The organism is Anoxynatronum buryatiense, from assembly GCF_900182905.1.
Lineage (GTDB): Bacteria > Bacillota > Clostridia > Peptostreptococcales > Tindalliaceae > Anoxynatronum > Anoxynatronum buryatiense.
The window spans coordinates 499,155-522,478 of the sequence record NZ_FXUF01000001.1 but is presented as its reverse complement, the minus strand read 5'-3'; the positions used below and the strand labels follow the sequence as shown (position 1 = coordinate 522,478).

General features: G+C 49.7%; 22 protein-coding genes and 2 other annotated features. All 22 genes read left to right on the top strand.

The annotated features are described in order from the left end of the window. The first annotated feature begins 56 nt into the window (after positions 1–56). The 22 genes from QOL74_RS02365 to leuB all read left to right on the top strand — a co-directional run bounded on the left by QOL74_RS02365 (position 57) and on the right by leuB (position 23,324). Complete coding sequence (locus QOL74_RS02365) at positions 57–632, top strand: RNA polymerase sigma factor (protein ID WP_283407821.1); 576 nt, start codon at positions 57–59, stop codon at positions 630–632. Then, positions 625–1,368, top strand: a complete 744-nt coding sequence (locus tag QOL74_RS02360; protein WP_283407820.1) for a DUF4367 domain-containing protein — start codon at positions 625–627, stop codon at positions 1,366–1,368. The genes QOL74_RS02365 and QOL74_RS02360 overlap by 8 nt, the downstream gene beginning before the upstream one ends. 72 nt (positions 1,369–1,440) lie before the next feature. After that, positions 1,441–2,067 carry a hypothetical protein gene (locus tag QOL74_RS02355; protein ID WP_283407819.1) on the top strand — a complete coding sequence of 209 codons (627 nt, stop codon included), beginning with the start codon at positions 1,441–1,443 and terminating at the stop codon, positions 2,065–2,067. Between the two features lie 96 nt (positions 2,068–2,163). Beyond that, on the top strand, positions 2,164–2,607 hold the full coding sequence (locus QOL74_RS02350; protein WP_283407818.1) for a hypothetical protein: 444 nt from the start codon (positions 2,164–2,166) through the stop codon (positions 2,605–2,607). Between the two features lie 76 nt (positions 2,608–2,683). After that, a complete protein-coding gene (locus QOL74_RS02345; protein WP_283407817.1) occupies positions 2,684–3,340 on the top strand; it encodes a hypothetical protein in 657 nt (218 codons plus the stop codon). A gap of 224 nt (positions 3,341–3,564) precedes the next feature. Then, positions 3,565–3,805, top strand: a binding site (T-box leader). 72 nt (positions 3,806–3,877) lie between these two features. Next, a complete protein-coding gene (locus tag QOL74_RS02340) occupies positions 3,878–6,526 on the top strand; it encodes a valine--tRNA ligase (RefSeq protein ID WP_283407816.1) in 2,649 nt (882 codons plus the stop codon). Positions 6,527–6,598: 72 nt separating this feature from the next. Beyond that, positions 6,599–7,915 (top strand): bifunctional folylpolyglutamate synthase/dihydrofolate synthase, encoded by a 1,317-nt coding sequence (locus QOL74_RS02335; RefSeq protein ID WP_283407815.1) that lies wholly within the window; start codon positions 6,599–6,601, stop codon positions 7,913–7,915. Further along, positions 7,915–8,655, top strand: a complete 741-nt coding sequence (locus QOL74_RS02330; RefSeq protein WP_283407814.1) for a 4Fe-4S double cluster binding domain-containing protein — start codon at positions 7,915–7,917, stop codon at positions 8,653–8,655. The genes QOL74_RS02335 and QOL74_RS02330 overlap by 1 nt, the downstream gene beginning before the upstream one ends. 112 nt (positions 8,656–8,767) lie before the next feature. Then, complete coding sequence (locus QOL74_RS02325) at positions 8,768–10,018, top strand: polysaccharide deacetylase family protein (RefSeq protein ID WP_283407813.1); 1,251 nt, start codon at positions 8,768–8,770, stop codon at positions 10,016–10,018. Between the two features lie 177 nt (positions 10,019–10,195). Then, positions 10,196–10,351, top strand: coding sequence for a hypothetical protein (locus QOL74_RS02320; RefSeq protein ID WP_283407812.1), 156 nt, complete (start codon positions 10,196–10,198; stop codon positions 10,349–10,351). A 133-nt stretch (positions 10,352–10,484) separates the two neighbouring features. After that, complete coding sequence (gene hpt, locus QOL74_RS02315; RefSeq protein WP_346771703.1) at positions 10,485–11,018, top strand: hypoxanthine phosphoribosyltransferase; 534 nt, start codon at positions 10,485–10,487, stop codon at positions 11,016–11,018. 140 nt (positions 11,019–11,158) lie between these two features. Beyond that, on the top strand, positions 11,159–12,340 hold the full coding sequence (locus QOL74_RS02310) for a M20 metallopeptidase family protein (RefSeq protein WP_283407810.1): 1,182 nt from the start codon (positions 11,159–11,161) through the stop codon (positions 12,338–12,340). 47 nt (positions 12,341–12,387) lie between these two features. After that, positions 12,388–13,497 (top strand): type II CAAX endopeptidase family protein, encoded by a 1,110-nt coding sequence (locus tag QOL74_RS02305; protein WP_283407809.1) that lies wholly within the window; start codon positions 12,388–12,390, stop codon positions 13,495–13,497. A gap of 146 nt (positions 13,498–13,643) precedes the next feature. Further along, entirely contained in the window at positions 13,644–13,844 is a 201-nt protein-coding gene (locus tag QOL74_RS02300; protein ID WP_283407808.1) for a cold-shock protein, read from the top strand. 107 nt (positions 13,845–13,951) lie between these two features. Next, positions 13,952–14,854: an Hsp33 family molecular chaperone HslO gene (gene hslO / locus QOL74_RS02295; RefSeq protein WP_283407807.1), complete on the top strand. Its 903-nt coding sequence runs from the start codon at positions 13,952–13,954 to the stop codon at positions 14,852–14,854. Positions 14,855–15,295: 441 nt separating this feature from the next. Next, positions 15,296–15,546 (top strand) — a binding site (T-box leader). Positions 15,547–15,593: 47 nt separating this feature from the next. Next, on the top strand, positions 15,594–16,076 hold the full coding sequence (gene ilvN, locus QOL74_RS02290) for an acetolactate synthase small subunit (protein ID WP_283407806.1): 483 nt from the start codon (positions 15,594–15,596) through the stop codon (positions 16,074–16,076). 53 nt (positions 16,077–16,129) lie between these two features. Further along, positions 16,130–17,122 (top strand): ketol-acid reductoisomerase, encoded by a 993-nt coding sequence (gene ilvC, locus QOL74_RS02285; RefSeq protein WP_283407805.1) that lies wholly within the window; start codon positions 16,130–16,132, stop codon positions 17,120–17,122. A gap of 82 nt (positions 17,123–17,204) precedes the next feature. Beyond that, the gene (locus QOL74_RS02280; RefSeq protein WP_283407804.1) at positions 17,205–18,734 is read left to right on the top strand and encodes a 2-isopropylmalate synthase; all 1,530 of its coding nucleotides are present in this window, start codon (positions 17,205–17,207) and stop codon (positions 18,732–18,734) included. 4 nt (positions 18,735–18,738) lie between these two features. Continuing rightward, the gene (gene cimA / locus QOL74_RS02275) at positions 18,739–20,343 is read left to right on the top strand and encodes a citramalate synthase (RefSeq protein WP_283407803.1); all 1,605 of its coding nucleotides are present in this window, start codon (positions 18,739–18,741) and stop codon (positions 20,341–20,343) included. A gap of 65 nt (positions 20,344–20,408) precedes the next feature. Beyond that, complete coding sequence (gene leuC / locus QOL74_RS02270; RefSeq protein WP_283407802.1) at positions 20,409–21,668, top strand: 3-isopropylmalate dehydratase large subunit; 1,260 nt, start codon at positions 20,409–20,411, stop codon at positions 21,666–21,668. Between the two features lie 70 nt (positions 21,669–21,738). Beyond that, the gene (gene leuD, locus QOL74_RS02265; protein ID WP_283407801.1) at positions 21,739–22,230 is read left to right on the top strand and encodes a 3-isopropylmalate dehydratase small subunit; all 492 of its coding nucleotides are present in this window, start codon (positions 21,739–21,741) and stop codon (positions 22,228–22,230) included. Continuing rightward, positions 22,227–23,324, top strand: a complete 1,098-nt coding sequence (gene leuB / locus QOL74_RS02260; RefSeq protein ID WP_283407800.1) for a 3-isopropylmalate dehydrogenase — start codon at positions 22,227–22,229, stop codon at positions 23,322–23,324. The genes leuD and leuB overlap by 4 nt, the downstream gene beginning before the upstream one ends.

The window sequence follows — 23,324 nt, the reverse complement described above, 5'->3', positions numbered from 1 at the left end:
AGGCAGACATTTTTCCCGTAAAACTTCGCCTTGGCATTGAAAGGAATGAAATAGAGATGCTTCAGTTTCTCATGGTCATACCGAATCCAGAAATAAGAAGCAAGCTGGAGATGGTATATCTGAAATACCAAAAAGTAATGTACTATATGGCTTTGAAGATATTGAAAAATCCCCAGGATGCTCAGGATGTGGTGCAGGCATCGGTGATCAAGCTGGCTCCCTATATGGAAAAAATGGAAGACATCGACTGTAACAAAACCAAAGCCTATATCGTTACAGTTGTTAGGAACACTTCCATTGATCTGTACCGAAAAAAACAGCGCCGGTCGTTGGTGCCTTTTGATGACATTGAAGACCAAATACCCGATGAAGCAGATTCCATGGATAATGTCATGATCCGTGTGGGCGACGCAGCCTGGATTAAAGAAAAGCTGAAGCAGCTCAAGCCTGAATATGCAGAGGTGTTGATGCTGAAGTATTACAGCGATTTTAAAGATCAAGAGATCGCCGACACACTCAGCATTCCAAAAGCCAATGTCAGGGTGCGCCTCTCTCGAGCCAGAGCAGCCCTTCGAAAGCTCGTCGAGAAAGAGGCACAACGGGAAGACAGGGAGAAATGTGCTTATGAGTAAAAAAATCGAAACACCACAAGAGGAAGTCGATCACATGATGGAAGGGTTTTATCGCTATGCCGGGTACTATTTGGCAGAAAACATGGCAGAAAACCTGGATGCCATGGCAAAGGAAGCCGCTGAAACGCCCTATCCCCCAGCGCTGGACCGATGGTTTGAAGACTACATAAGTGGATTGAAAACAATGGAAAAACAGCAGGAAAGACGTCGGTACATCACACGCATTGGCAGAAGGGCGGCCATGGTGTTGCTGGCTGTGGGCTGCGGCATGGCTGTGCTGGTATTCAGCGTGGATGCCTTCCGTGTCAATATGTTTAATCTGGTCACCGAAATCACAGAGCGGTACACCAGTGTCGATTTCGTCGCCCAGGAAGCATCGGAGCAGGTGATGATCCCTGAAGAATGGCAACAGGTATATCTGCCGGCTTTTGTTCCTGAAGGTTATCAGGTGGCAGACACCATGAGTGTTGGTGACATGCGCATCCTCTTTTATCGTAATGAGTTCGGGGATGAAATTCAGTTTTCCCAGTCTCCCACCGGAGGAAGCTTTCAGCTGGATACAGAAGATGCCGCTACCCAGCAAGTGTTCATCGGACAAAAAGAAGGGCTGTTGGTGGAAAAAGAAGGACTAAGAACGCTTTTGTGGTATGACCATGTGCATACCTTTTATCTCATCGGCAACATCGATGAAGAAACCATTGTCCAAATGGCGGAGAACATTCAACTGGAAAAATAAGAACAATGGATGTGCTTTGGAGGTGAAACTAAAACGGGACGTCAATCTCAGTTTTAAAGTGGAGGTGCTATGATGACTCGAAAGCAAAAATGGCTAATTGGCCTGACCTGCTTCATAGGATCGGTTCTCATGGCTTGTGATGATGGCGGAACAATGGCAAGGGAAGAAATTGACTTGCAACACTTGGTGACGCCAGCAGGCCTGATGGTCCAAAACAAGGAAGTTTATGAAATGGTCCAGGAAATAGGCAACAGTGGCCCTGGGGTTGCTTTTGAAGACCTAAGTCAATTGGAGGACGAAGAACGACAAGAAATTGAAGCCTTCTTTGGACAACTGCCAGGGCAAATGCTGGAGATTGAGGAAAGAACCGTTGAGATCAGAGATGAGGCGACCATCGATGCCATCTTTGATGCGCTGAGAACAGCTTCTGGGGAATACGTGAATGCAGACAAAGACATGGCCAGTTGGCTTGATGGCGAGTTCTATTACATCCGTGTGGCTTATGAAGACGAAGCCCTTAACCAGAGAGGCTACGCCATGGACTACCCGGAGCAGCTTCAGGATGGGTATGTCTTTCATCTGTATGTGTTGGAGGATGAGAGACTGTTTTTTTCAGATGGAAAAATGAATGATGAAGGCGGAAAAGGACTGGTGACAGTGCCTTTCGATTTTCAGTGGTTTGATGGGTTGATCCATTAGCCGCTATACTTTCAACGCAGGGAACTTCCAACAGAAAAAAACAAGTGTAACAGATAGCTCCTCTATATCGTTTTCATAGCAAAAGGAGATGATCATATGAACATGAGAAAAGTATTTCAGTTGCTGTGTGTAGGTGTCGTCATTTTTTTGTTGAATGGGCCGGTTTTTGCGTTGAACGAAGTGAAAGAAGCACCAAGTATTGAAACACAAGAATTGATACAGCCTCTGTTTACACACATCGTATTGTTTCAGAATAATTTTGATATTGCTTCAAACGGCCAGGTATCGGTTTCGTCTTATTTAACAGCAAGAAATGTTGACTCCCTCAGAATCAATATCAGCTTACAACGCTACAACAATAATAGATGGACAACCATAAAATCATGGTCGAATACTGCGAATGGTACAAGTATGGGGCTCAGCGGGAGTCACTATGTTACAAAAGGGTACTCGTATCGAATGGTTTCAAATGGAATTGCTTATCGAAGTGGTTCACAGGTTGAAAGTGCGGCACATACAAGTTCATCAAAGTACTACTGATGTGTTGTGCGAACATGAGTGTGAGCCGTCATAATTCCTAAGAATCACATCAAAAAAATGAGAAAGGGGTTTAACAATGAACATTAGCAATGTGAGCTCAACCAATTATTACACTGGAGTTAAGGCTGCCTCCAACAATAACCTTCAAGATAAGTTCGAAGACTTGATCAATAGCGAAACTGATATATATGTATCAGAAAAATTTAAAGTAGCAAAAAATAATGATTTTGGTTCAAAAGTGTTCGATTTATCCAAACTTAATGGGAGGTTACAGAATACACTGCTGTCCAATGATGTAAAAATGTTTTATCAGGAAAGTACAGGGCGGACAATTTTCAGGACATTCTTTAAAAAGCCCGACTCCAATGAACCTATGATAGTTGATGTATGTGTGCCTAATCATAAGTTTAGTGAGGGTATTGATGAAAAAACATTTAATGAAACGATAGGCAAAGCTATTTTGCTTATGGATAGAGTACTTTCAATGCATGCAGCTCTTGGAGAGGTAGTTGCTGATGCATATGGGTCTGAATTTAGGTATATACACCAGGCGAAAGAGCTAGACTTTTCAGGATATGTGGAAGGGATAAAGAATCGGATCAAGTCGAGGGCCAATTATGATTTATACAAAGACAACCCATTAAGCAGCGGCAAACATGTTTCGGAGGCAACGATTCAAGAGCTGTTGAAAGAGCTGGAAGACATCTTATTTGAGTTGAAAATAAAAATGTAAATGATAATCGTCTTTCAGCAAACTGATCAACAGGAGTGACATTTTCAACTGAGGTATAAGCGGAACCTAACCAAGCATCTTCGACTCAAAAATGTAGGTTGATATGATCAACGCAAAAAAGAAAGAAAAGTAGAGAACTGGTTGGAACAACAGGAAGATGAATCGATGTGAGTTGACAATCCCATTCAGTAGGGTATAATGAACCAAAGAAAGTCAATCGATACACAAAAGCGATGAAAAAGAGGAGTAGGCAGCGCAGCTCCCCAGAGAGAAAAGTCCCTGGCTGAAAGACTTTTTGGAACACTGGCTGTTGAAGGTAGCTTTGAAGCTTCCGGGTGGAAGCCTGCTTGGGCAGGTGCGTACATGCGGACGGTGCAGGCCGTTATCCTGATTGAGTGTCGGCACTTTGGTTGTTGTTTTGTTGCCGGAATTAAGGTGGTACCGCGAAGCCCTTTCGTCCTTAGAGATAGGAGAGAGGGTTTTTTTGATGGGAAAAAATCATTCATACGAAAGCTGATATTTGAAGGAGGAAATACAATGGCAAATCAGTTACCTAAAAACTATGACCCCAAGGATTTTGAGAAAAAAGTGTACCAGGACTGGCTGGAGAAGGGGTATTTTCGTGCAGAAGTGAATGAAAATAAAACCCCCTTCAGCATTATGCTGCCACCACCCAACATCACCGGTGCCTTGCACCTGGGCCATGCCCTGGACCAAACCATTCAGGATATCCTCATTCGCTACAAGCGTATGAGCGGGTTTGAAGCCCTTTGGATGCCGGGAACCGACCACGCCAGTATCGCCACAGAAGTGAAAGTGGTTGAAAAGGTGAAGGAAGAAAAGGGCATCAGTAAACAGGAACTGGGCCGGGAAAAATTCATGGAAGAAGCCTGGGCCTGGCGGGATACCTATGGGCGTCGCATTGTGGAGCAAATGCAGCAACTGGGCAGCTCCTGTGACTGGGAACGTGAACGCTTCACCATGGATGAAGGCTGCAGTGCCGCTGTGACAGAGGTGTTTGTCCGGCTCTTTGAAAAAGGGCTGATTTACCGGGGAAACCGGATCATCAACTGGTGTCCCGACTGCAAAACGTCCCTTTCTGATGCAGAGGTGGAACATGAGGATAAAATGGGGAATTTCTGGCATGTGAAATATCCCATTAAAGGAGAAGACAGTTTCATCGAAATTGCCACCACACGCCCCGAAACCATTTTGGGAGATACAGCTGTGGCAGTGCATCCTGATGATGAACGGTACAAGCATCTTATTGGAAAAATCGCTATTTTGCCCGTTTTGAACCGGGAAATTCCCATTATTGCCGATACCTATGTGGACCCGGAGTTTGGCACCGGTGCGGTGAAAATCACCCCCTGTCATGACCCCAACGATTTTGAGGTGGGGGTGCGCCACGACCTGCCCCAAATTCGGGTGATGAATGACGATGCCTCCATCAACGAGCTGGGAGGCCCCTACGTGGGCATGGCTCGTTATGAATGCCGAAAAGCACTGGTAAAGGACCTGGATGAGCTGGGCCTGCTGGTGGCGGTGAAAGAACGGAATCACAACGTGGGGCACTGCTACCGCTGCCACACGGCAGTGGAACCCCTCACCTCCGAACAATGGTTTGTGCGCATGGAACCTCTGGCAAAGCCCGCCATTGAGGCGGTGAGAGACGGGTCTATCAAGTTTGTGCCGGAACGGTTTGACAAAACCTATTTCCACTGGCTGGAGAACATCCGGGACTGGTGCATTTCCCGCCAGTTATGGTGGGGGCACCGGATTCCTGCCTACTACTGTGATGACTGCCAGGAAATCACTGTGGCCCGCCAGGCACCTTCTGCCTGCTCCAAATGCAATAGCACCAACCTGCGGCAGGATGAAGATGCGCTGGATACCTGGTTCAGCTCTGCTTTGTGGACCTTCTCCACCCTGGGATGGCCGGAGCAGACCCCTGAACTAAAATACTTCCATCCCACTGATGTATTGGTGACTGGCTACGACATCATCTTTTTCTGGGTGGTGCGCATGGTATTCTCCAGCCTGGAGTTTATGGAAGAAATTCCCTTTAAGCATGTGCTGATTCATGGACTGGTGCGGGATGCTCAAGGCCGCAAAATGAGTAAATCCCTGGGGAACGGGGTAGACCCTCTGCAGGTAATTGATGAGTTTGGTGCCGATGCCCTGCGCTACACCCTTATTCAGGGGAATAGCCCCGGCAGCGACATGCGGTTCAGCCAGGAAAAGCTGGAGGCTGCCCGTAATTTTGCCAACAAACTGTGGAACGCCACCCGGTTCGTCCTCATGAATCTGGAAGAAGAAGTGCCGACAATGGAAACCCTGGCAGACAGCCTGGCCCTGGAAGATGAATGGATTCTTTCCCGTCTGGAACGGACACGCCAGGAGGTGACAGCCAATCTCGACAAATTTGAACTGGGGCTGGCTCTTCAGAAAATTTACGATTTCACCTGGAATGAATATTGTGACTGGTATATTGAAATGACGAAAACCCGTCTTTATGGCGACAACGTAGACGCCCGAAAAACCGCCCAGGGGGTGTTGACAGAAGTGCTGAAGGGCATTCTGCGTCTCTTGCATCCTTTCATGCCCTTTATCACTGAGGAAATCTGGCAGACCTTACCCAATACCACCAGCAGCGTCATGGTGGCACCCTGGCCTGAAGCCAGGGAAGAGGCACTGAAACCCCAGATGGAAACCCGCATGGAACACCTGATGACGGCCATTCGCAACATCCGCAACATTCGGGCAGAAATGAATGTGCCCCACAGCGTCAAAGCGGCCCTGCAGGTGGTGGCCCAGACAGAAGAGAGCCGCAGCATCATCACCATGGGAACCCCCTACCTGAAAAGCCTGGCAGGCATTGGAGAGGTCAGCTTCCTGGCGGATGAAACGGATGTTCCCAACCTGGCGGTTTCCACCATCATTCCCGGTGCCCAGCTTTACATTCCTCTGGCAGAGCTTATTGACCTGGACAAAGAAATCCAGCGGCTGGAGAAAGAAAAGGAAAAGGCATTGTCAGAGATTAAACGGGTGGAAGGAAAGCTGGCCAACGAAGGCTTTATGAAAAAGGCTCCTGAAAAGCTGGTGGAAGAAGAAAAGGCCAAGAAAGCCGGTTTTGAAGAGATGCTGGTGACCCTTGAGAAACGCATTGCAGAGCTGAAAATCTAAAGTGACCAGGGAACCAGGGATCTGGTGATGATGAATCGCACGAATCAATGATAAGAGGAGGCTGACGCCCCCATGAATTATGAAGAAGCGCTGACCTACATTCACAGTACCTACAAGTTCGGCAGCAAGCTGGGCCTCACCAATATCAAAGCCCTGCTGGCCAAGCTGGGCAATCCGGAAAAAAACCTGCCGGTGATTCATGTGGCCGGTACCAACGGGAAAGGTTCTGTCTGCTCCATGCTCCAGTCGGTACTCACTGCAGCGGGCTATAAAACAGGTTTATACACTTCGCCTTACATTCAACGTTTCAACGAGCGCATTCGCATTGACGAAACCATGATTCCCGACGAAGATCTGGCGGTGATGACCGCCGAAGTCAAAATCGCCGTGGAAGCCATGCTGGCCGAAGGCTGCACTCACCCCACCGAGTTTGAGGTGGTCACTGCCATCGGGTTTCTTTACTTTGCCCGGGAGTCGGTGGATGTGCTGGTGCTGGAAGTGGGGCTGGGTGGAACGGGAGACTCCACCAATGTGGTGGATCAGCCCCTGATTTCTGTGATCACGCCAGTGGATTATGATCATATGGAATACCTGGGTGATACCCTGGCTGCCATCGCAGGTGAAAAGGCAGGCATCATCAAACCGGGCTGTCCTGTGGTGGTGGGCGGGCAGATGCCGGAAGCCATGGCCGTTATTGAAGCCAGGGCAGCGGCGTTGGAAGCGCCCCTGTTATCGGCCCTGTCTGACACGGTGACAGTTCACGAAAGTCGTCTGGAAGGGCAGCGGTTCTCTGCCATTCTGGGTGGGGTTGACTATCGAAATATCCAGGTGGCCTTACCAGGCTTACACCAGGTGGATAACTGCCTCATCGCTCTGCGCGTATTGCAGGAACTTCCCCGGCGGGGAAATTACACGATTTCTCAGGAAGCCCTCTACCAGGGACTGGCTTCGGTGAAATGGATGGGGCGGCTGGAAATTCTCCAACATCACCCTCTGTTCATCATTGACGGAGCCCACAACCTGGCAGGTGCCCGGTCGTTGGCCGGCAGCATTGAACGGTTGCTGCCAGACCAGCCAGTCACCTTTTTAACGGGTATGATGGCAGACAAAGATGTGAAGGGATTCCTGGAAATCCTGTTGCCAAGAATTCACCAGGTGGTGGTTACCCGGCCTGACAATCCCCGGGCTATGGCAGCAGAAGAACTGGGAAGGATCATTGATCAGCATCAGGGCAGTGGAGACATAACGGTTACCGTGGTGCCTGACCCGGAAGCTGCTGTTGACAAAGCCATTGAGCTGACACCGGAAAATGGCGTGGTGATTTGTGCCGGTTCCCTCTATCTGTTGGGAACTGTCAGGCAACGGGTATTGTCAGGGAGTGGTGCGTGATGGAATTACCGGTATCACCGGAAAGGCTGGTCAATGAATCGGAAAAAACATTAAAGGCTCACCAGCTGGAATTAAGTAGGCTTTTAAAAGAAGCGGGGGCTGATCTGGTGGGTTTTGGCCAGGTGGGCCCCTGGCTTCCTGCTGACCTGACAGATTTACCCGTCGCTATTTCGGCGGCGGTGCATTTGTCAGGGCGGATCATTGAAGAAATCAGTATGACCGCCGGCCCCACCCAAACCTATTTTCATCATTACCGATCGGTGAATACCCTGTTGGACCAAATGGCCCTGAAAGCCATGCTGCAGATTCAGCGCTGGGGTTATGAGGCTATGGCCATTCCCGCATCCCAAAGCCTGAATGAAAAAGAGCAACGCTACCGGGGGCGCTTTCAGCATCGACTGGCAGCCACTCGGGCGGGGCTGGGCTGGATTGGTAAAAACAGCTGTCTGGTAACACCGGCCTATGGGCCCCGGGTGCGCCTGGTGACCATCCTCACCAACATGCCCCTTGCCACGGATGATCCGGTGACAGAAAGTCGTTGCGGTGAGTGCCGCCGGTGTGCTGATGCTTGTCCGGCGGGGGCCTTGGCGGGGAACCTTCAATGGACACCGGGGCTGGAACGGGAAGCCCTGGTGGACCCTTCGCTGTGCAGCCACCATATGAAAAAGGCTTATCAGCATATTGGGAGGGGAGCTGTCTGTGGTATCTGTTTCCGGGTGTGTCCCTGGGGTAATCAATAGAGAAAGCGCCCTTTAGCAGACCGCATAACAGACTGCATAACAGACCGCAGGTTTTGCAGCTCATGAATGTGTACTGAATGCTGAGATAGCAATTGTTGGAGAGGATGTTAAAATGACTGTGGGAAGAGACCAATACAGAAAAGAGATTCAAAGCGTAAGCGACAGCAGGCAAAGGACATTATACAGGGGAAGCCGGCTGCTGGTGCTGATCTTTCTTTTAATTCTGGGACTGGGAACCTCAGGGATGCTGATGGCATGCTCAGATGCTTCTGACACCACCAGTGGGGCAACAGGCAACCCGCTGCCTGGCCCAGCCACTGATGAAGGGGCAGAAGCGGCACCTGTGGAAGATGGTGATTCTGAAGAAGCAGCGGTGCCGGAGTCCACAGCTTCAGAGCAGTCAACAGGTTCTTTGCTGCAACAGATACCCGTCTATGAGGCGGCAGACCCGGCCTCTGTTGAAGCAGATGAACTGGGGCAGATCATGGTGCTCATGTATCATCACATTCGTGAGCCAGAGGCAGAATGGTCCCGAACGCCGGAGAACTTCCGAAAAGATCTGGAAGTACTCTATGAACAGGGCTTTCGCCCCATTCGTCTCATTGATTACGCCCGGGGTCAGATTCATGTGCCCGCCGGCAAAACACCGGTGGTCTTCACTTTTGACGACGGTAACGACAATAATTTCAACATGATTGAGGATGAAACAGGAGAATGGATCATTGACCCCGATTGCGCTGTGGGTATTCTCATGGCCTTTCACGAAGCGCATCCTGACTTTCGGCCCCATGCCACTTTCTTTATCAATGGCGGCACCCCTTTCGGGCAGTCGGACTGGGTGGACTTTAAACTGAATTATCTGGTGACCAATGGCATGGATATTGGCAATCACACCGAAACCCACCTGCACCTGGGGGATGCGTCGGCAGAGCAGCTTCAGCAGGAGTTGGGGCGCATTCAGCAACTGGTGAACCGGTATGTGGACGATTATCAGGTGAACACCTTTGCCCTTCCTTTCGGATCAAGGCCTTCCAGCGATGAAGTGGCTCCTTATGTGGAAAGTGGGACTTACCAAGAGGTAACCTACGTGAACGAAGCTGTGCTGGAGGTGGGCTGGGATCCCTATCATTCTCCCTTTAACCGGGACTTTAACCCCCTCAAAATACGCCGGGTAAGGGCCAGTGAAACCAAGGTGGATGGCGTGGGCATGTATGACTGGCTGGCAACCTTTGAATCCGGCAGCCGGCGCCGGTTTATCAGTGACGGCGACCCAAATACCATTGCCATTCCTGACAGCAGGGCAGAACTGCTGAGAGAAGATCTTGAAGGCTACGAAATACTGTTGTACGAAGCCGCACCATAGAGACATTTTGAGCCTTGACTGACATGAAACTCCTGGTTGGCATCATCTCAGGTTGGCTTTCTGTAACGCTTTTACCAGATTCCCTGTCTTCGTGGCTTAGTGTCTTCAGCCTGCACAGACCGGTTCGCCGGTCTGCTTTCAGTTGGATATCCGATAAAAGTGAATAGGAGGTGGCCCATGTTTTCCCAGGAGTTCCTCATCGTTCCGGCTGTGATTTTTTTTATCATTCTCATTTCAATCCAGTATGCCCTGAACCAGATTGTTCAGCTGCTAAAGGAAATCAAGAAGTTGTTGGATAAGAACAATCACAATCAGAATCCTCCCATGCTGTAATGCCTGTATCCATTGACATGACTTTATTTTTCGAATAGAATGGATGAAATCAAAGTAATCAGTGATTGAAAATCACCGGACTCGACCGATCACCGGATTAACTGAATAAAGGGGAGGTAGTTCAGGCATGAACATTGAAGAAAGAGTGTGGGAAGTCCTTTGTTCTGAAGAGGTTATTGAAACCCGCATCCGTGAACTGGGAGCAGCCATCACCCATGATTATGCTGGCAAAAATCTGTTTGTGGTGTCATTACTTCGGGGCAGCTTCATCTTTGCAGCTGACCTGGTGCGTCGCATTGATCTGAAACTGAAGGTTGATTTTATGACTAGTTCCAGCTATGAACATGGCGAAGAAACCACAGGTCAAGTGACCATTCTGAAAGATATCGAGGAAGATCTCACCGGGTGTGATGTGCTGGTGGTGGATGATATTGCAGATTCTGGCCTGACCATGAGTCATGTGATGAAGCATCTGAAGGGGAAGAACCCCAAAAGTGTGCGCTGCTGCGTACTATTGGACAAGCCCTCCAGAAGAAAAACAGAGCTGGTGCCCGACTACATTGGTTTTGCCATTCCTGACCGTTTCGTGGTGGGCTACGGGCTGAACTACGGTGATTATTATCGTAATGTGCCCTATGTGTTTGCGGTCACCGATGAAAAACGCTGAAATGGATTAGATCCCACTGTAACATAGGGCAAGCGATGATTTGACTGAAAAGGTGCGTTTAAATTGATGGATGATCAGTGGCCAATTATCAAAGGGCAGAGAGCTAATGGAAGAAAGCTGCCACCGAAAGCAGGGGAAAGATGAACAAAGGTATGCGATGGTCTCAAGAAGTGGATAAGATGGTGGGGAAGCTGATTCAAACCCGCTGCGAGCTGCATGAAATACCGGAACTGGCTTTCCAGGAACTGGAGACGGCAGATTATGTGGTGCGCCGCCTGACAGAGCTGGGCATTGAGTGCCGTACCGGTATTGTGGGAACAGGTGTGGCTGGCTGGATTCCAGGCAGTCACGGTCGTAAGACTTACTGTTTTCGGGCAGATATGGACGCTCTTGAAGTGGTGGAGCTGAATGAGGTTCCTTTCAAGTCAAAAAAGCAAGGAAAGATGCACGCCTGCGGTCACGACGGACACATGACCATTTTGCTGGGGCTGGCTGAGGTGCTGGTAAAAGGGGATTTTCGTCTGGGCGACAATGTGCTGCTTTTGTTTCAACCAGGGGAGGAAGGCACCGGGGGCGCTGAAAAAATTGTCAAATCCGGCCTGCTGGATGAATACCAGGTGAATGAAATTTATGGGCTGCACCTGTTTCCTGGTATTGAACAGGGAAAGCTGGGCGTGCGCCCTGGGCCCATGATGGCCCAGAACAGTGAAATAGACCTCACCATCTGGGGAGAAAATGCTCATGGGGGAACGCCTCACATGGGGAATGATGCCCTTGTGGTGGCTTCACAATTGCTGCTGGCCATTCAGACCATTATCAGCCGCAGCCTCAACCCGCTTGACCCGGCAGTCATTACCTTCGGGCGCATGAGCGGCGGTGAGGTGCGCAACATGATCGCCCGGCAGGTGCAGTTGGAGGGCACCATTCGAACATTCCGTGAAGATACCTATGAAACCCTGAAAAGTCGGCTGCTGGCAGTGGTGCGGGGAATGGAACTGACCTACCAGTGTCAGGTGGATGTGGATCTAAGGGAAATGTACCCGGCAGTCAACAACCCGCTGGAGATGGTGGAATCATTTATGCAGGCCCAGGGAAAGGAACATGTGGAGTTGGTTGAACCAGTGATGCTGGCAGAAGATTTCGCTTTTTACCAGAAAAAGTACCCAGGTCTTTTTTTCTTTCTCGGTACTCGAAACGAAGAAAAAGGGCTGATTCATTCACTGCATCATGGTCGGTTTAATTTCGATGAGCAGGTGCTGGCCACCGGAGTGCAGGCGTATTTGAACATACTGATTCACAAAGCTGCCTTTGATGTGCTTTAAAATGGCAACACTCGACGGTGCATAATTGAAAGGGAAGTGATGACAGCGTGAACAAGCTTAGAACCTTGCGGGTATTTGATGCCAACTTACTTTTTTTAATTGGCAGTTTGCTTTTCTTCACCATTGGGTTTACCGTTCAGCAACGGGAACTGTATACCGGGCTCATTATTACCCAGCTGGCAGTGGTGTTGCTGCCTCCCTTTTTATACCTGGAACTAAGACGGATGAACGTGCGTCAGATTCTCCGCCTGAATCCCATCTCCCTGCGTCAGGGAGTTCTGGCGGCCCTCATCACCATTTTCATGTATCCGGCGGCTGTTACTGCCAACCTCCTCATGTTGAACTTGTTGAGCAGAATCGGAAACCTGGAAATTCCCCAGCTGCCTGCAGCCAGCAGTCCATTTGAATACCTGCGGCTCATTCTCATTGTTTCGCTGTTGGCCGGTGTTTGCGAAGAAGTGTTTTTCAGAGGTTTTATCATGCGCGGCTATGAATCGCTGGGGCAAGGAAAAGCAGTGGTGATCACGGCGCTTCTTTTTGGCATTTTCCATTACAATATATACAATTTATTGGGTGCCATTATGCTGGGATTGGTTTTTGGCATGTTGGTGAAAGCCACCGGCTCTCTGTATGCCGGTATTGTTGGACACATTGTGAACAATGGGTTTGCAGTGACCCTCAGTTATGTGTTTACCCTGTTGGCTCAGTGGATGCCGGCGGAGGAAATGCAGCTTGCTGAAGAGACAGTGAGTGATTCGCTGCTGGCCAGTCTGCTGTTTTTTGGTGTGCTGGCAATTCTGGGGATAGGTGTCAGTTGGTATTTATATCGCAAACTGGAGACCAGTTCATTGCCGCAGCCAGCCATAAACACACCTATGCCGCCCTCACAGATGAGTGATGATTCTCCTGCATCAGCGTCGCAGACATTAAATGACGAAGAAAGAGCGCCTGAATTGCCGGCTAATGATGACCCACAGGCTGAACAAGCCATTCAGAACTCAGAAGAACAGGCATTGGAAACCGGGAATGAAGAAGCGCTGACGGATGACCAGCCACCCTTGGTTCAATGGTGGGAATATTTTCCGCTGACAGGCGTCATTCCTCTTTTCATCCACATCTTGCTGATTCAGATTTCCATGGTCCTGGGACGCTTCTAACAAGCGGCCCTGGCAATTGAAAACGATTGCAAAAAACGGCCCGAAATTCACCAAATCGGTTGACAACTGCCGAACAATCGTGTAACATGAATACTGGTGGGAATACTTGATATTTTCATTAATTAAGTTTTGGGAGGAATTTGAGAATGGAAAAAGGTACGGTTAAATGGTTCAACGCGGAGAAAGGTTACGGTTTCATCTCCAGAGAAAACGGTGAAGATGTTTTCGTACACTTCTCTGCCATCACGATGGATGGATTCAAAACCCTCGAAGAAGGACAAGAAGTCAGCTTTGAAATCGTTGATGGTGAAAAGGGTCCTCAGGCTACCAATGTTCAAAGAGCCTAAGGAATTACTTAGAATCTGATTTCAAATAAACTCGGAACCGAACAGGCTGGAGTACCGGCCTGTTTTTTGTTGATTCGTGGCCTTCGTGGCCGAAAGGCGGTTATTGAATGAAAGATCAATTAATTCGTATGACAGCGGCAAACCACCAAATCAGAGGTTTTTTTATCGGCCATACTGGTATGGTTGAAAAAGCCCGTCAGATCCATCAACTGTCACCTGTGGCATCGGCTGCACTGGGGAGAAGTTTGGGAGCCACCGCCATGATGAGCCAGATGCTCAAAGGCGGCGGTGAGCGCTTCACCCTGCGCATCAACGGAGGCGGGCCCATTGGAACCATTCTATGTGTCGGCAAACAGGATGGGAGTGTCAAAGGCCTAGTGGATCATCCCCAGGTGGAAAGCGTCTACTTGGCTCCCGGAAAGCTGAATGTGGGAGCTGTTGTGGGAACTGACGGCGAATTGACTGTTATTAAAGACCTGGGTCTGAAAGCGCCATATATTGGCACCTATCCCCTCACCACCGGCGAAATTGCTGAAGATTTAACCGCTTATTTCATGCATTCAGAGCAACAGCCTTCGTCAGTGGGTCTGAGTGTGCTGGTGGATGTGGACTATCATATTAAAGCAGCCGGTGGGTTCATTCTTCAGGTGATGCCTGATATTGGTGAAGAAGTGTTATCCAAGCTGGAAAAACAACTGCTGCAGCTGCCGCCCCTGAGTCAGCTGCTTGAGCAGGCAGAAGATGTGGAAGAACTGATGCATCTGGTGATGCTGGGTTTTGACACCGTGGTGACCGAGCGGATGGAACCTCGTTTCGAATGTGACTGCAGCCGTCACCGCATGGAAGAAGCACTGATCAGTCTGGGAGAAAAAGAACTCAGAGAAATGATTCATGAAGATGGAGATGCAGAAATCACCTGTCATTTTTGCCTGACGGCTTATCACTTTAATCGAGACGAAATGGAAACCCTGCTTCAGGAAGCGCTGTCTCCCGGCAAACAACAGGTTTGATTTCTTCTTTCGTATTCATTCCAATGATGATGGATGGCATGAATGACGAATCGCCCTCAACTTGACTGTCCAATGAAATGGTGGACAGTTTTTTGATGGTGGAATGAACTGTCTTTCTTAGGAAAACGTTTGTCTTTTGACATAATTGATATTTTTCTAGAAATATTCACAAAAATATTAAAAATTGTCATTTTCGCGGTTGACAAGCAGAATTTTACCTGTTAGAATTCATTTTAAATTAGTCATAACGAAATGCGAAGACGGAGACAGTCAGATGGCGTACAACAGTTACAGAGAGTCGGTGGTTGCTGCGAACCGATACTGTTGCCAAATGAGCATCCCTCCCGAGCAGATACCCCCAAAGATCGGCACAAGGCCGCCAGTAGGGGTACACGGCAAGCCCCGTTACAGGCTGAAGGTTTGATTGAACCTGATGAGAAGGCAAATGCGCTGATGGAATTAGTGTCCAGCCAAGATGCAGTTACAGAGAGCCGGTGGCAGCTGCGAACCGGTACTGCGGGAAAGACACGACTCACTCCGGAGCAGTGATTCCGAATCATTACAGTAGGAGTCAACGGGAAGTCCCGTTACAGACTGCGGGTTTGATTGAACCTGAACTGAGTGGTTTTTGTGTATGTAAATACATAAAAGCAATGAGGGTGGTAACGCGTGGTGAATGCCTCGTCCCTGCAATATGCAGAGACGGGGCTTTTTTGATTTTAAAAAAGGAGGCGCGGGCATGAACAAGCATGTGTTGTCATTGCTGGTCGAAGACCAGCCGGGTGTCACCAGTCGCATTTCAGGACTGTTTACACGAAGGGGCTACAACATCGAAAGCTTTTCTTCCGGCAGTACTGAATTACCGGGCATGACACGCATTACCCTGGTGGTCAACGGCGACAAGGAAGTCTTGGAACAGATTCAAAAACAACTGAACAAACTCATTGATGTGGTCAGCATTAAGGAATTAAAGCCTGAAGAATCGGTTTATCGGGAACTGGCTCTCATCAAAGTGAGCACCACCGATGCCAATCGGGCATCAGTTCTGGAAGTGGTGGACATCTTCAGAGGAAAAGTCATAGACGTGGCCACAGACTGCGTCATTTTGGAAGTCACTGGAGATTATCAAAAACTGGAAGCGTTTATCGATCTGATGAAACCCCATGGGATTCGGGAAATTGTTCGTACGGGCCTCACGGCCCTTGGACGTCGTAATCACTGATTCTCTGATGAAGGCAGGCAATAAAGATTCAAACCATAAAGGAGGAAACATCAATGGCAAAAATGTTTTATGAAGAGGAATGTCGTCTGGAGAAACTGCAGGGAAAAACAGTGGCGGTCATCGGTTATGGAAGCCAGGGCCATGCCCATGCCCTCAATCTACATGAATCTGGTGTGAAAGTGGTTGTAGGTCTTTATGAAGGCAGCAAGTCATGGAAACTGGCTGAGGAAGCGGGTTTGAAAGTGGCTGTAGCCGCCGAAGCCGCCGCACAGGCAGAAGTGGTGATTATTCTCATCAATGATGAAAAACAGGCCCAGCTTTATCGGGAAAGCATCCAGCCCAACCTTTCACCCGGCAATTACCTGGTGTTTGCCCATGGATTCAACATTCAGTACGGTCAGATTGTTCCTCCTGAAGATGTGAATGTGTTCATGGTGGCTCCCAAGGGCCCTGGCCACACAGTGCGCAGCCAGTATCAGGAAGGCAAGGGCGTTCCCTGTCTGGTTGCCATTCATCAGGATGTCACCGGTGATACCATGGATGTTGCCTTGGCTTACGCCGCCGGCATTGGCGGTGCCCGCGCCGGTGTGCTGGAAACCACCTTCAAAGAAGAAACCGAAACCGATCTCTTTGGCGAACAGGCAGTGCTCTGCGGTGGGGTGACAGAACTGATGAAAGCTGGATTTGAAGTGTTGGTGGAAGCTGGTTACCAACCGGAAAGTGCTTATTTTGAATGTCTCCACGAGATGAAATTGATCATTGACCTGATCAACCAGGGCGGGCTCAGCTACATGCGTTACTCGGTGAGCGATACCGCTGAATACGGTGACTACAGTGTGGGCCGACGCATTATCACTGAAGAAACCAGAAATGAAATGCGCAAAGTGCTAAAAGAAGTGCAGGATGGCACCTTCGCCAAAAACTGGATCTTGGAAAACCAGGCCAACCGACCCCAGTTCATGGCACGACGCAAAATGGAACAGGAACATCCCATTGAAATCGTGGGTAAAGATCTTCGGAAAATGATGAGCTGGCTGAAAAAATAAGCGTGCGTCATGTGAATCAATGCAAGGCAGAAAAAGAAAGGCTGAAAAGGCCTGAAAATATAATGAAAAGGAGTTGAAAATGATGGAGCGAAAGCATCTGATGGTTTTTGATACCACGCTGCGGGATGGCGAGCAGTCACCGGGGTGCAGCATGAACCTGAGAGAAAAACTGGAGGTGGCCCGTCAGCTCGAAAAGCTGAACGTGGATGTCATAGAAGCCGGATTTGCCATTGCATCTCCCGGCGACTTTGAAGCAGTCAGAGCAGTGGCTGAAACCATCAGAAACGCGCGGGTGGCCAGTCTTGCCCGCGCCGTTCCACAGGATATTGATCGGGCCTATGAAGCCGTTAGAGCTGCTGAAGCGCCGCGGATTCACACCTTTATTGCCACTTCGGATATTCATATTGAATACAAGCTGAAATCCACCCGGGAGCAGGTGCTGGAGCGGGCAGTGGCCATGGTGAAGTATGCCAAAAGCCTGTTGAGTGACGTGCAGTTCTCAGCAGAGGATGCCACCCGCAGCCAGCCCGAATACCTGTACGAAATCTTTGAGGCGGTGATTCAGGCAGGCGCTACAGTGATCAACGTCCCTGACACTGTGGGGTATACCACACCCGATGAATACTACCAGCTGATTGATGGTATCCGCCGCAATGTCCCCAGTATTGACAAAGCCACCATTGCAGTGCACTGCCACAACGATTTGGGAATGGCGGTGGCCAATACACTGGCAGCAGTTAAAGCCGGAGCAACCCAGCTGGAATGCACCATCAACGGAATTGGAGAACGGGCCGGTAATGCCGCCATGGAAGAAATCGTCATGGCCATTAACACCCGGCAAGATCAGTTTCCTGCCAAAACACGTATTGAAACCACTCAATTATACCCTGCCAGCCGTCTGGTAAGCCAGGTAACCGGTATGAAAGTACAGCGAAATAAGGCTGTTGTGGGTGAAAATGCCTTTGCCCATGAATCAGGCATTCATCAGCATGGAGTATTGGCCAATAAAAGCACCTACGAAATCATGACACCTGAGTCGGTGGGGGTTGCCACCAATCAACTGGTACTGGGAAAACACTCCGGACGTCATGCCTTTGAAGACCGGCTGAAAGATTTGGGATATCGATTGGAAAAACAGTCGTTAGACAGCGTCTTTGAAGAATTCAAAGTGTTGGCTGACAAGAAAAAAGTCATTTACGACCGGGACCTGGAGGCACTGGTGCAGGAAAAAACCATGCGCATGGAAGAACATTACCGCCTGAAGCAGTTTGTGATCAACTGTGGTAACCAGATGACCGCCACTGCCACTGTCAGGCTCATCAATGGAAAAGGGGAAATGGAAGAAGTATCCACCGGCAGCGGTCCTATTTATGCCTCTTTTGGAGCCATTGATAAACTGGTGGGTATGACTTTTGATCTGGAAGACTATTCACTGCAGGCCATCACTGAGGGCGAAGATGCCCAGGGAGAAGCGCTGGTGCAGATTCGAAAAGAAGACGGCCGGCAATACCACGGCAGCGGGATCAGTACCGACGTGATTGAGGCCAGCATCAAAGCCTATCTCAACGCCATCAACCGAATGATCAGTGATGTCAGGGAAGAGGGAGCGTGAAAACATGACAAAACCGGCAGGCAATACCAACATTGCTGTCTTTGATTCCACTTTAAGAGATGGCGCCCAGGCAGAAGGCATTTCTTTCTCAGTCGAAGATAAAATCAAAATTACCCGGGCCCTTGATGAATTGGGTGTTGCCTACATTGAAGCAGGCAATCCGGGGTCCAATCCCAAAGACCTGGAATTTTTCCAGCGGGTGAAGGGGATCAACTTGAAACATGCCGCCCTCACAGCCTTTGGAAGCACTCGGAGGCCCGGAGTCACCCCGGCGGAGGATGATAACATTAAAAACCTGGTGCTGGCTGAAACCCCTGCGGTTGCCATTTTCGGAAAAAGCTGGGATTTTCATGTGACCGATATCATCAATACCACCCTGGAAGAAAACCTGGCAATGATTCAGGATACCATGGCCTACTTTAAATCGCTGGGAAAAGAAGTGGTATATGATGCAGAGCATTTCTTTGACGGCTACAAAAATAACCCGGAATATGCCATGGCCACACTGCAGGCGGCCAAAACCGGCGGTGCCGACTGGATAGTGCTCTGTGAAACCAACGGTGGTGCTTTTCCTCAGGAGGTTTTTGATGCGACGGCTCTGGTCGTCAAAGAAGTTGGGGGCAAGATCGGGATTCACTGCCACAATGACGGTGGTATGGCGGTGGCCAACACCATTATGGCTGTCGAAGCCGGTGCCCGGCAGGTGCAGGGCACCTATGTGGGATTTGGTGAACGCTGCGGTAATGTGAATCTATGCACGGTGATCGGAAACCTGCAGTTGAAAAAAAGGATGCAGTGCCTGCCTGACGGTAAATTGCAGGAACTGACTCCCACTGCCCGGTACATTGCAGAGGTGGCCAACATCAGCTTGAATGAACGGGAACCCTTCATAGGAAACAGTGCTTTTGCCCATAAAGGCGGCATGCACATTGATGGTGTTCATAAAAATGTGCGCTCATTTGAGCATGTTGACCCGGAGAAAATTGGTAATAAGCGGCGTTTTCTCATGTCTGAAGTCGCAGGCCGCAGCACCATCCTGAATAAAATTCGCAAGGTGAATCCCAATATTCGTAAAGATTCTGAGGAAACACGACTGGTCATGCAACGGCTCAAAGAGCTGGAACACGAAGGGTATCAGTTTGAAGGGGCTGAAAGCAGTTTTGAGTTGGTGATTCGTAAAACCCTTGGTAAATACAAGCCGTTTTTTACCCTGGATCATTTTAAAATCATTGACGAGCAAATGCCCGATGGTACCCATAGCAGTACGGCGATCCTAAAAATCAATGTGGATGGCAAAGAAGAAGTGACCGCAGCAGAAGGCAATGGGCCGGTGAATGCCCTTGACAAAGCGCTTCGAAAAGCACTGGAAGCCTTCTATCCTGAGTTGAAAGAGGTATACTTGGCCGACTACAAGGTGCGGGTGCTGGATACCCGTTCTGCTACAGCTTCACGGGTGCGGGTGCTCATTGAATCCTCAGACGGTCGTTATGTGTGGAGCACCGTAGGGGTTTCGGGAGATATTATTGAAGCCAGCTGGCTGGCTCTGGTGGATTCAATGGAGTACAAGCTGCTGAAAATCATTGAAGAAAAGGCCAGCGCCTATATGTAGGCCAGCGTCTATATGTAAATGAAAGGTATGAAGATCGATCACTGGACAGACAGGAGGCAGGCAAGATGGGTATGACAATGACACAGAAAATACTGGCGGTACATGCCGGGAGAGAAACGGTGAGTGCCGGAGAACTCATAGAAGCACAGCTTGATCTGGTGTTGGGAAATGATGTGACAACTCCTGTGGCACTGCGGGAGTTCGAAAAAATGGGAGCAACAGAAGTGTTTGACCGGAAAAAAGTGGTGATTGTACCAGACCACTTCACCCCCAACAAAGACATTCACTCAGCAGAACACTGCAGGCAAGTTCGGGAGTTTGCTGTTGACCAGGATATTGAAAACTACTTTGAAGTGGGAGAAATGGGAATTGAACATGCTCTCCTGCCGGAGAAAGGCCTGGTGGTTCCTGGTGATGTGGTGATTGGAGCTGACTCTCATACATGTACTTATGGCGCTTTGGGAGCCTTTTCCACCGGGGTGGGTTCCACCGATATGGCAGCAGGGATGGCAACCGGCAAAACCTGGTTTCGGGTGCCGGAAGCTCAACGATTTGAACTCACAGGTAAAATGCAACCCTGGGTAACGGGAAAAGATGTGATCCTTCACATTATCGGTATGATTGGAGTGGATGGTGCCCGTTACCAGTCCATGGAATTTACTGGTGATGGCATTGCCAACCTGGGAATGGACGATCGGTTTACCATGGCCAACATGGCCATTGAAGCCGGAGCCAAAAACGGCATTTTTCCTGTGGATGAGAAGACGCAGGCATATGTGAAAGAGCATGCCGTGAAACCCCATCGGGTATATGAAGCCGACAAAGATGCTGTTTATGAAAAAACCCACCGCATTGACCTTGCCACCATTCCCCTGACAGTGGCGTTTCCTCATCTGCCTGACAATACCCGTCCCGTGGCGGAAGCAGGTGATGTGAAGATTGACCAGGTGGTCATCGGTTCATGCACCAACGGTCGCATGGATGATTTGCGGATGGCGGCCAAAATTCTGAAAGGAAAGAAAGTAGCGAAAAACCTGCGGTGCATTATTTTCCCAGGGACACAAAAAATTTACCTTCAAGCGGTGAGAGAAGGTTTGGTGGAGATCTTTGTGGAGGCTGGCGCAGTTTTCAGCACTCCCACCTGCGGCCCCTGTCTGGGTGGCCACATGGGAATTCTGGCCAAAGGCGAACGGGCGGTGGCCACCACCAACCGAAATTTTGTGGGGCGTATGGGACATCCCGAATCAGAAGTCTATCTGGCCAGCCCGGCAGTGGCTGCCGCTTCGGCACTGACTGGCTGCATCAGCAGTCCGGAAGAGCTATAGTCAATAGAACGAAGTAAATAGAGCGAAGTAAATACATTTACTGACGGAACCGAAAGAGAGGAAGTGACCCATGGTTGCACAGGGAAAAGCCTTTGTTTATGGAAACAACGTGGATACGGATGTCATTATTCCGGCCCGGTATTTAAATAATTCCGACCCGGCAGCATTGGCCAGCCACTGCATGGAAGACATTGATGCCGATTTTGTGAAAGAAGTGGCAGCGGGAGATGTGATTGTGGCCGGCAAAAACTTTGGCTGCGGATCTTCCCGGGAACACGCGCCGCTGGCCATTAAAACTGCAGGAGTGTCTTGCGTTATTGCACAGACCTTTGCCCGGATCTTTTACCGAAATGCTATCAACATCGGCTTACCCATTCTTGAATGTGAGGAAGCCGTCAATGAAGTGGAAAAAGGGGATGAGCTGGTGGTCGATTTTGCTGCCGGCACCATCACCAACAAAACCCGGAACAAAACCTATCAGACACAACCGTTCCCGCCATTCATCCAGGCCATTATTGCCGCCGACGGCTTGGTGGGCCGGGTGAAGGAGGAACTCTCATGAAGTTCACCATTGCCACAATACCTGGAGACGGAATCGGACCGGAAGTCATTCAGGAAACCATCAAAGTACTGGAGACGATGGCTGCCATAGGCGGCCACACCTTCTCGTACCCCCTGTTATTGGCCGGGGGAGCTGCCCTTGATGCCACGGGGCATCCTCTGCCGGAAGAAACCCTGCAAACGGCTCAGGAAGCAGATGCGGTGTTGCTTGGGGCCGTTGGAGGACCCAAATGGGATCACCTTGAGGGGGAATACCGGCCCGAAAGAGCGTTGCTGGGGCTTCGTAAAAGCCTGGGTCTTTTTGCCAATCTGCGGCCCGCGGTGCTCTTCCAGCCATTAAAAGATGCCTGCCCCCTTCACCCGGCAACTGCCGCCAAGGGTATTGATATCATGGTGGTGCGGGAGCTTACCGGGGGACTCTATTTCGGTAAGCAGGAGCGTCTTCAGGACGAAACCGGCGGCTGGTATGCGTATGACACTATGCAGTACCATGAAAGTGAAATACGGCGCATTGCCCGGGTGGCCCTTGAGCTGGCGAAAGGCCGATCGGGTAAGGTGACCAGTGTGGATAAAGCGAATATATTGGAGAGCTCCCGCCTGTGGCGAAAAACAGTGATGGAAGAGGCGGCGGCTTATCCCACCATCAGTCTCGATCATATGTATGTGGACAATGCCTCCATGCAACTGGTGAAGAGTCCCGGACAATTTGATGTCATTCTGACAGAAAACATGTTTGGGGACATTCTTTCAGACGAAGCGGGAATGATCACCGGATCCATCGGTATGCTGCCTTCTGCCAGTCTGCGGGAAGATCAGGGTGGCATGTATGAGCCTGTGCACGGTTCGGCACCTGATATTGCCGGCCAAAACAAGGCCAATCCCTTGGCCACCATCTTGTCGGCAGCCATGATGCTGCGTATTTCTTTCGGACTGGAAGCAGAAGCGATGCTGATGGAGAGCGCTGTGGAGCACGTGTTAAACCAGGGCCTGCGTACCGGTGATATTTACAGTGACGGCTGTCAATTGACTGGCACCCGGGAAATGGGAGCCGCTGTTGTGGCAGCGGTGAAGCAGCTTGAAAAGAAAGGAGCCTGA

Excerpts from the sequence above, each read along its gene's own strand:
- QOL74_RS02300 (WP_283407808.1), top strand. The coding sequence starts at position 13,644 with ATGGAAAAAGGTACGGTTAAATGGTTCAACGCGGAGAAAGGTTACGGT.
- QOL74_RS02350 (WP_283407818.1), top strand. The coding sequence starts at position 2,164 with ATGAACATGAGAAAAGTATTTCAGTTGCTGTGTGTAGGTGTCGTCATT.
- QOL74_RS02330 (WP_283407814.1), top strand. The coding sequence starts at position 7,915 with ATGGAATTACCGGTATCACCGGAAAGGCTGGTCAATGAATCGGAAAAA.
- QOL74_RS02280 (WP_283407804.1), top strand. The coding sequence starts at position 17,205 with ATGGAGCGAAAGCATCTGATGGTTTTTGATACCACGCTGCGGGATGGC.
- QOL74_RS02365 (WP_283407821.1), top strand. The coding sequence starts at position 57 with ATGCTTCAGTTTCTCATGGTCATACCGAATCCAGAAATAAGAAGCAAG.
- ilvN (WP_283407806.1), top strand. The coding sequence starts at position 15,594 with ATGAACAAGCATGTGTTGTCATTGCTGGTCGAAGACCAGCCGGGTGTC.
- QOL74_RS02325 (WP_283407813.1), top strand. The coding sequence starts at position 8,768 with ATGACTGTGGGAAGAGACCAATACAGAAAAGAGATTCAAAGCGTAAGC.
- leuD (WP_283407801.1), top strand. The coding sequence starts at position 21,739 with ATGGTTGCACAGGGAAAAGCCTTTGTTTATGGAAACAACGTGGATACG.
- QOL74_RS02335 (WP_283407815.1), top strand. The coding sequence starts at position 6,599 with ATGAATTATGAAGAAGCGCTGACCTACATTCACAGTACCTACAAGTTC.
- QOL74_RS02340 (WP_283407816.1), top strand. The coding sequence starts at position 3,878 with ATGGCAAATCAGTTACCTAAAAACTATGACCCCAAGGATTTTGAGAAA.
- QOL74_RS02345 (WP_283407817.1), top strand. The coding sequence starts at position 2,684 with ATGAACATTAGCAATGTGAGCTCAACCAATTATTACACTGGAGTTAAG.
- QOL74_RS02310 (WP_283407810.1), top strand. The coding sequence starts at position 11,159 with ATGAACAAAGGTATGCGATGGTCTCAAGAAGTGGATAAGATGGTGGGG.
- leuB (WP_283407800.1), top strand. The coding sequence starts at position 22,227 with ATGAAGTTCACCATTGCCACAATACCTGGAGACGGAATCGGACCGGAA.
- QOL74_RS02320 (WP_283407812.1), top strand. The coding sequence starts at position 10,196 with ATGTTTTCCCAGGAGTTCCTCATCGTTCCGGCTGTGATTTTTTTTATC.
- ilvC (WP_283407805.1), top strand. The coding sequence starts at position 16,130 with ATGGCAAAAATGTTTTATGAAGAGGAATGTCGTCTGGAGAAACTGCAG.
- cimA (WP_283407803.1), top strand. The coding sequence starts at position 18,739 with ATGACAAAACCGGCAGGCAATACCAACATTGCTGTCTTTGATTCCACT.
- leuC (WP_283407802.1), top strand. The coding sequence starts at position 20,409 with ATGGGTATGACAATGACACAGAAAATACTGGCGGTACATGCCGGGAGA.
- QOL74_RS02355 (WP_283407819.1), top strand. The coding sequence starts at position 1,441 with ATGACTCGAAAGCAAAAATGGCTAATTGGCCTGACCTGCTTCATAGGA.
- hslO (WP_283407807.1), top strand. The coding sequence starts at position 13,952 with ATGAAAGATCAATTAATTCGTATGACAGCGGCAAACCACCAAATCAGA.
- QOL74_RS02360 (WP_283407820.1), top strand. The coding sequence starts at position 625 with ATGAGTAAAAAAATCGAAACACCACAAGAGGAAGTCGATCACATGATG.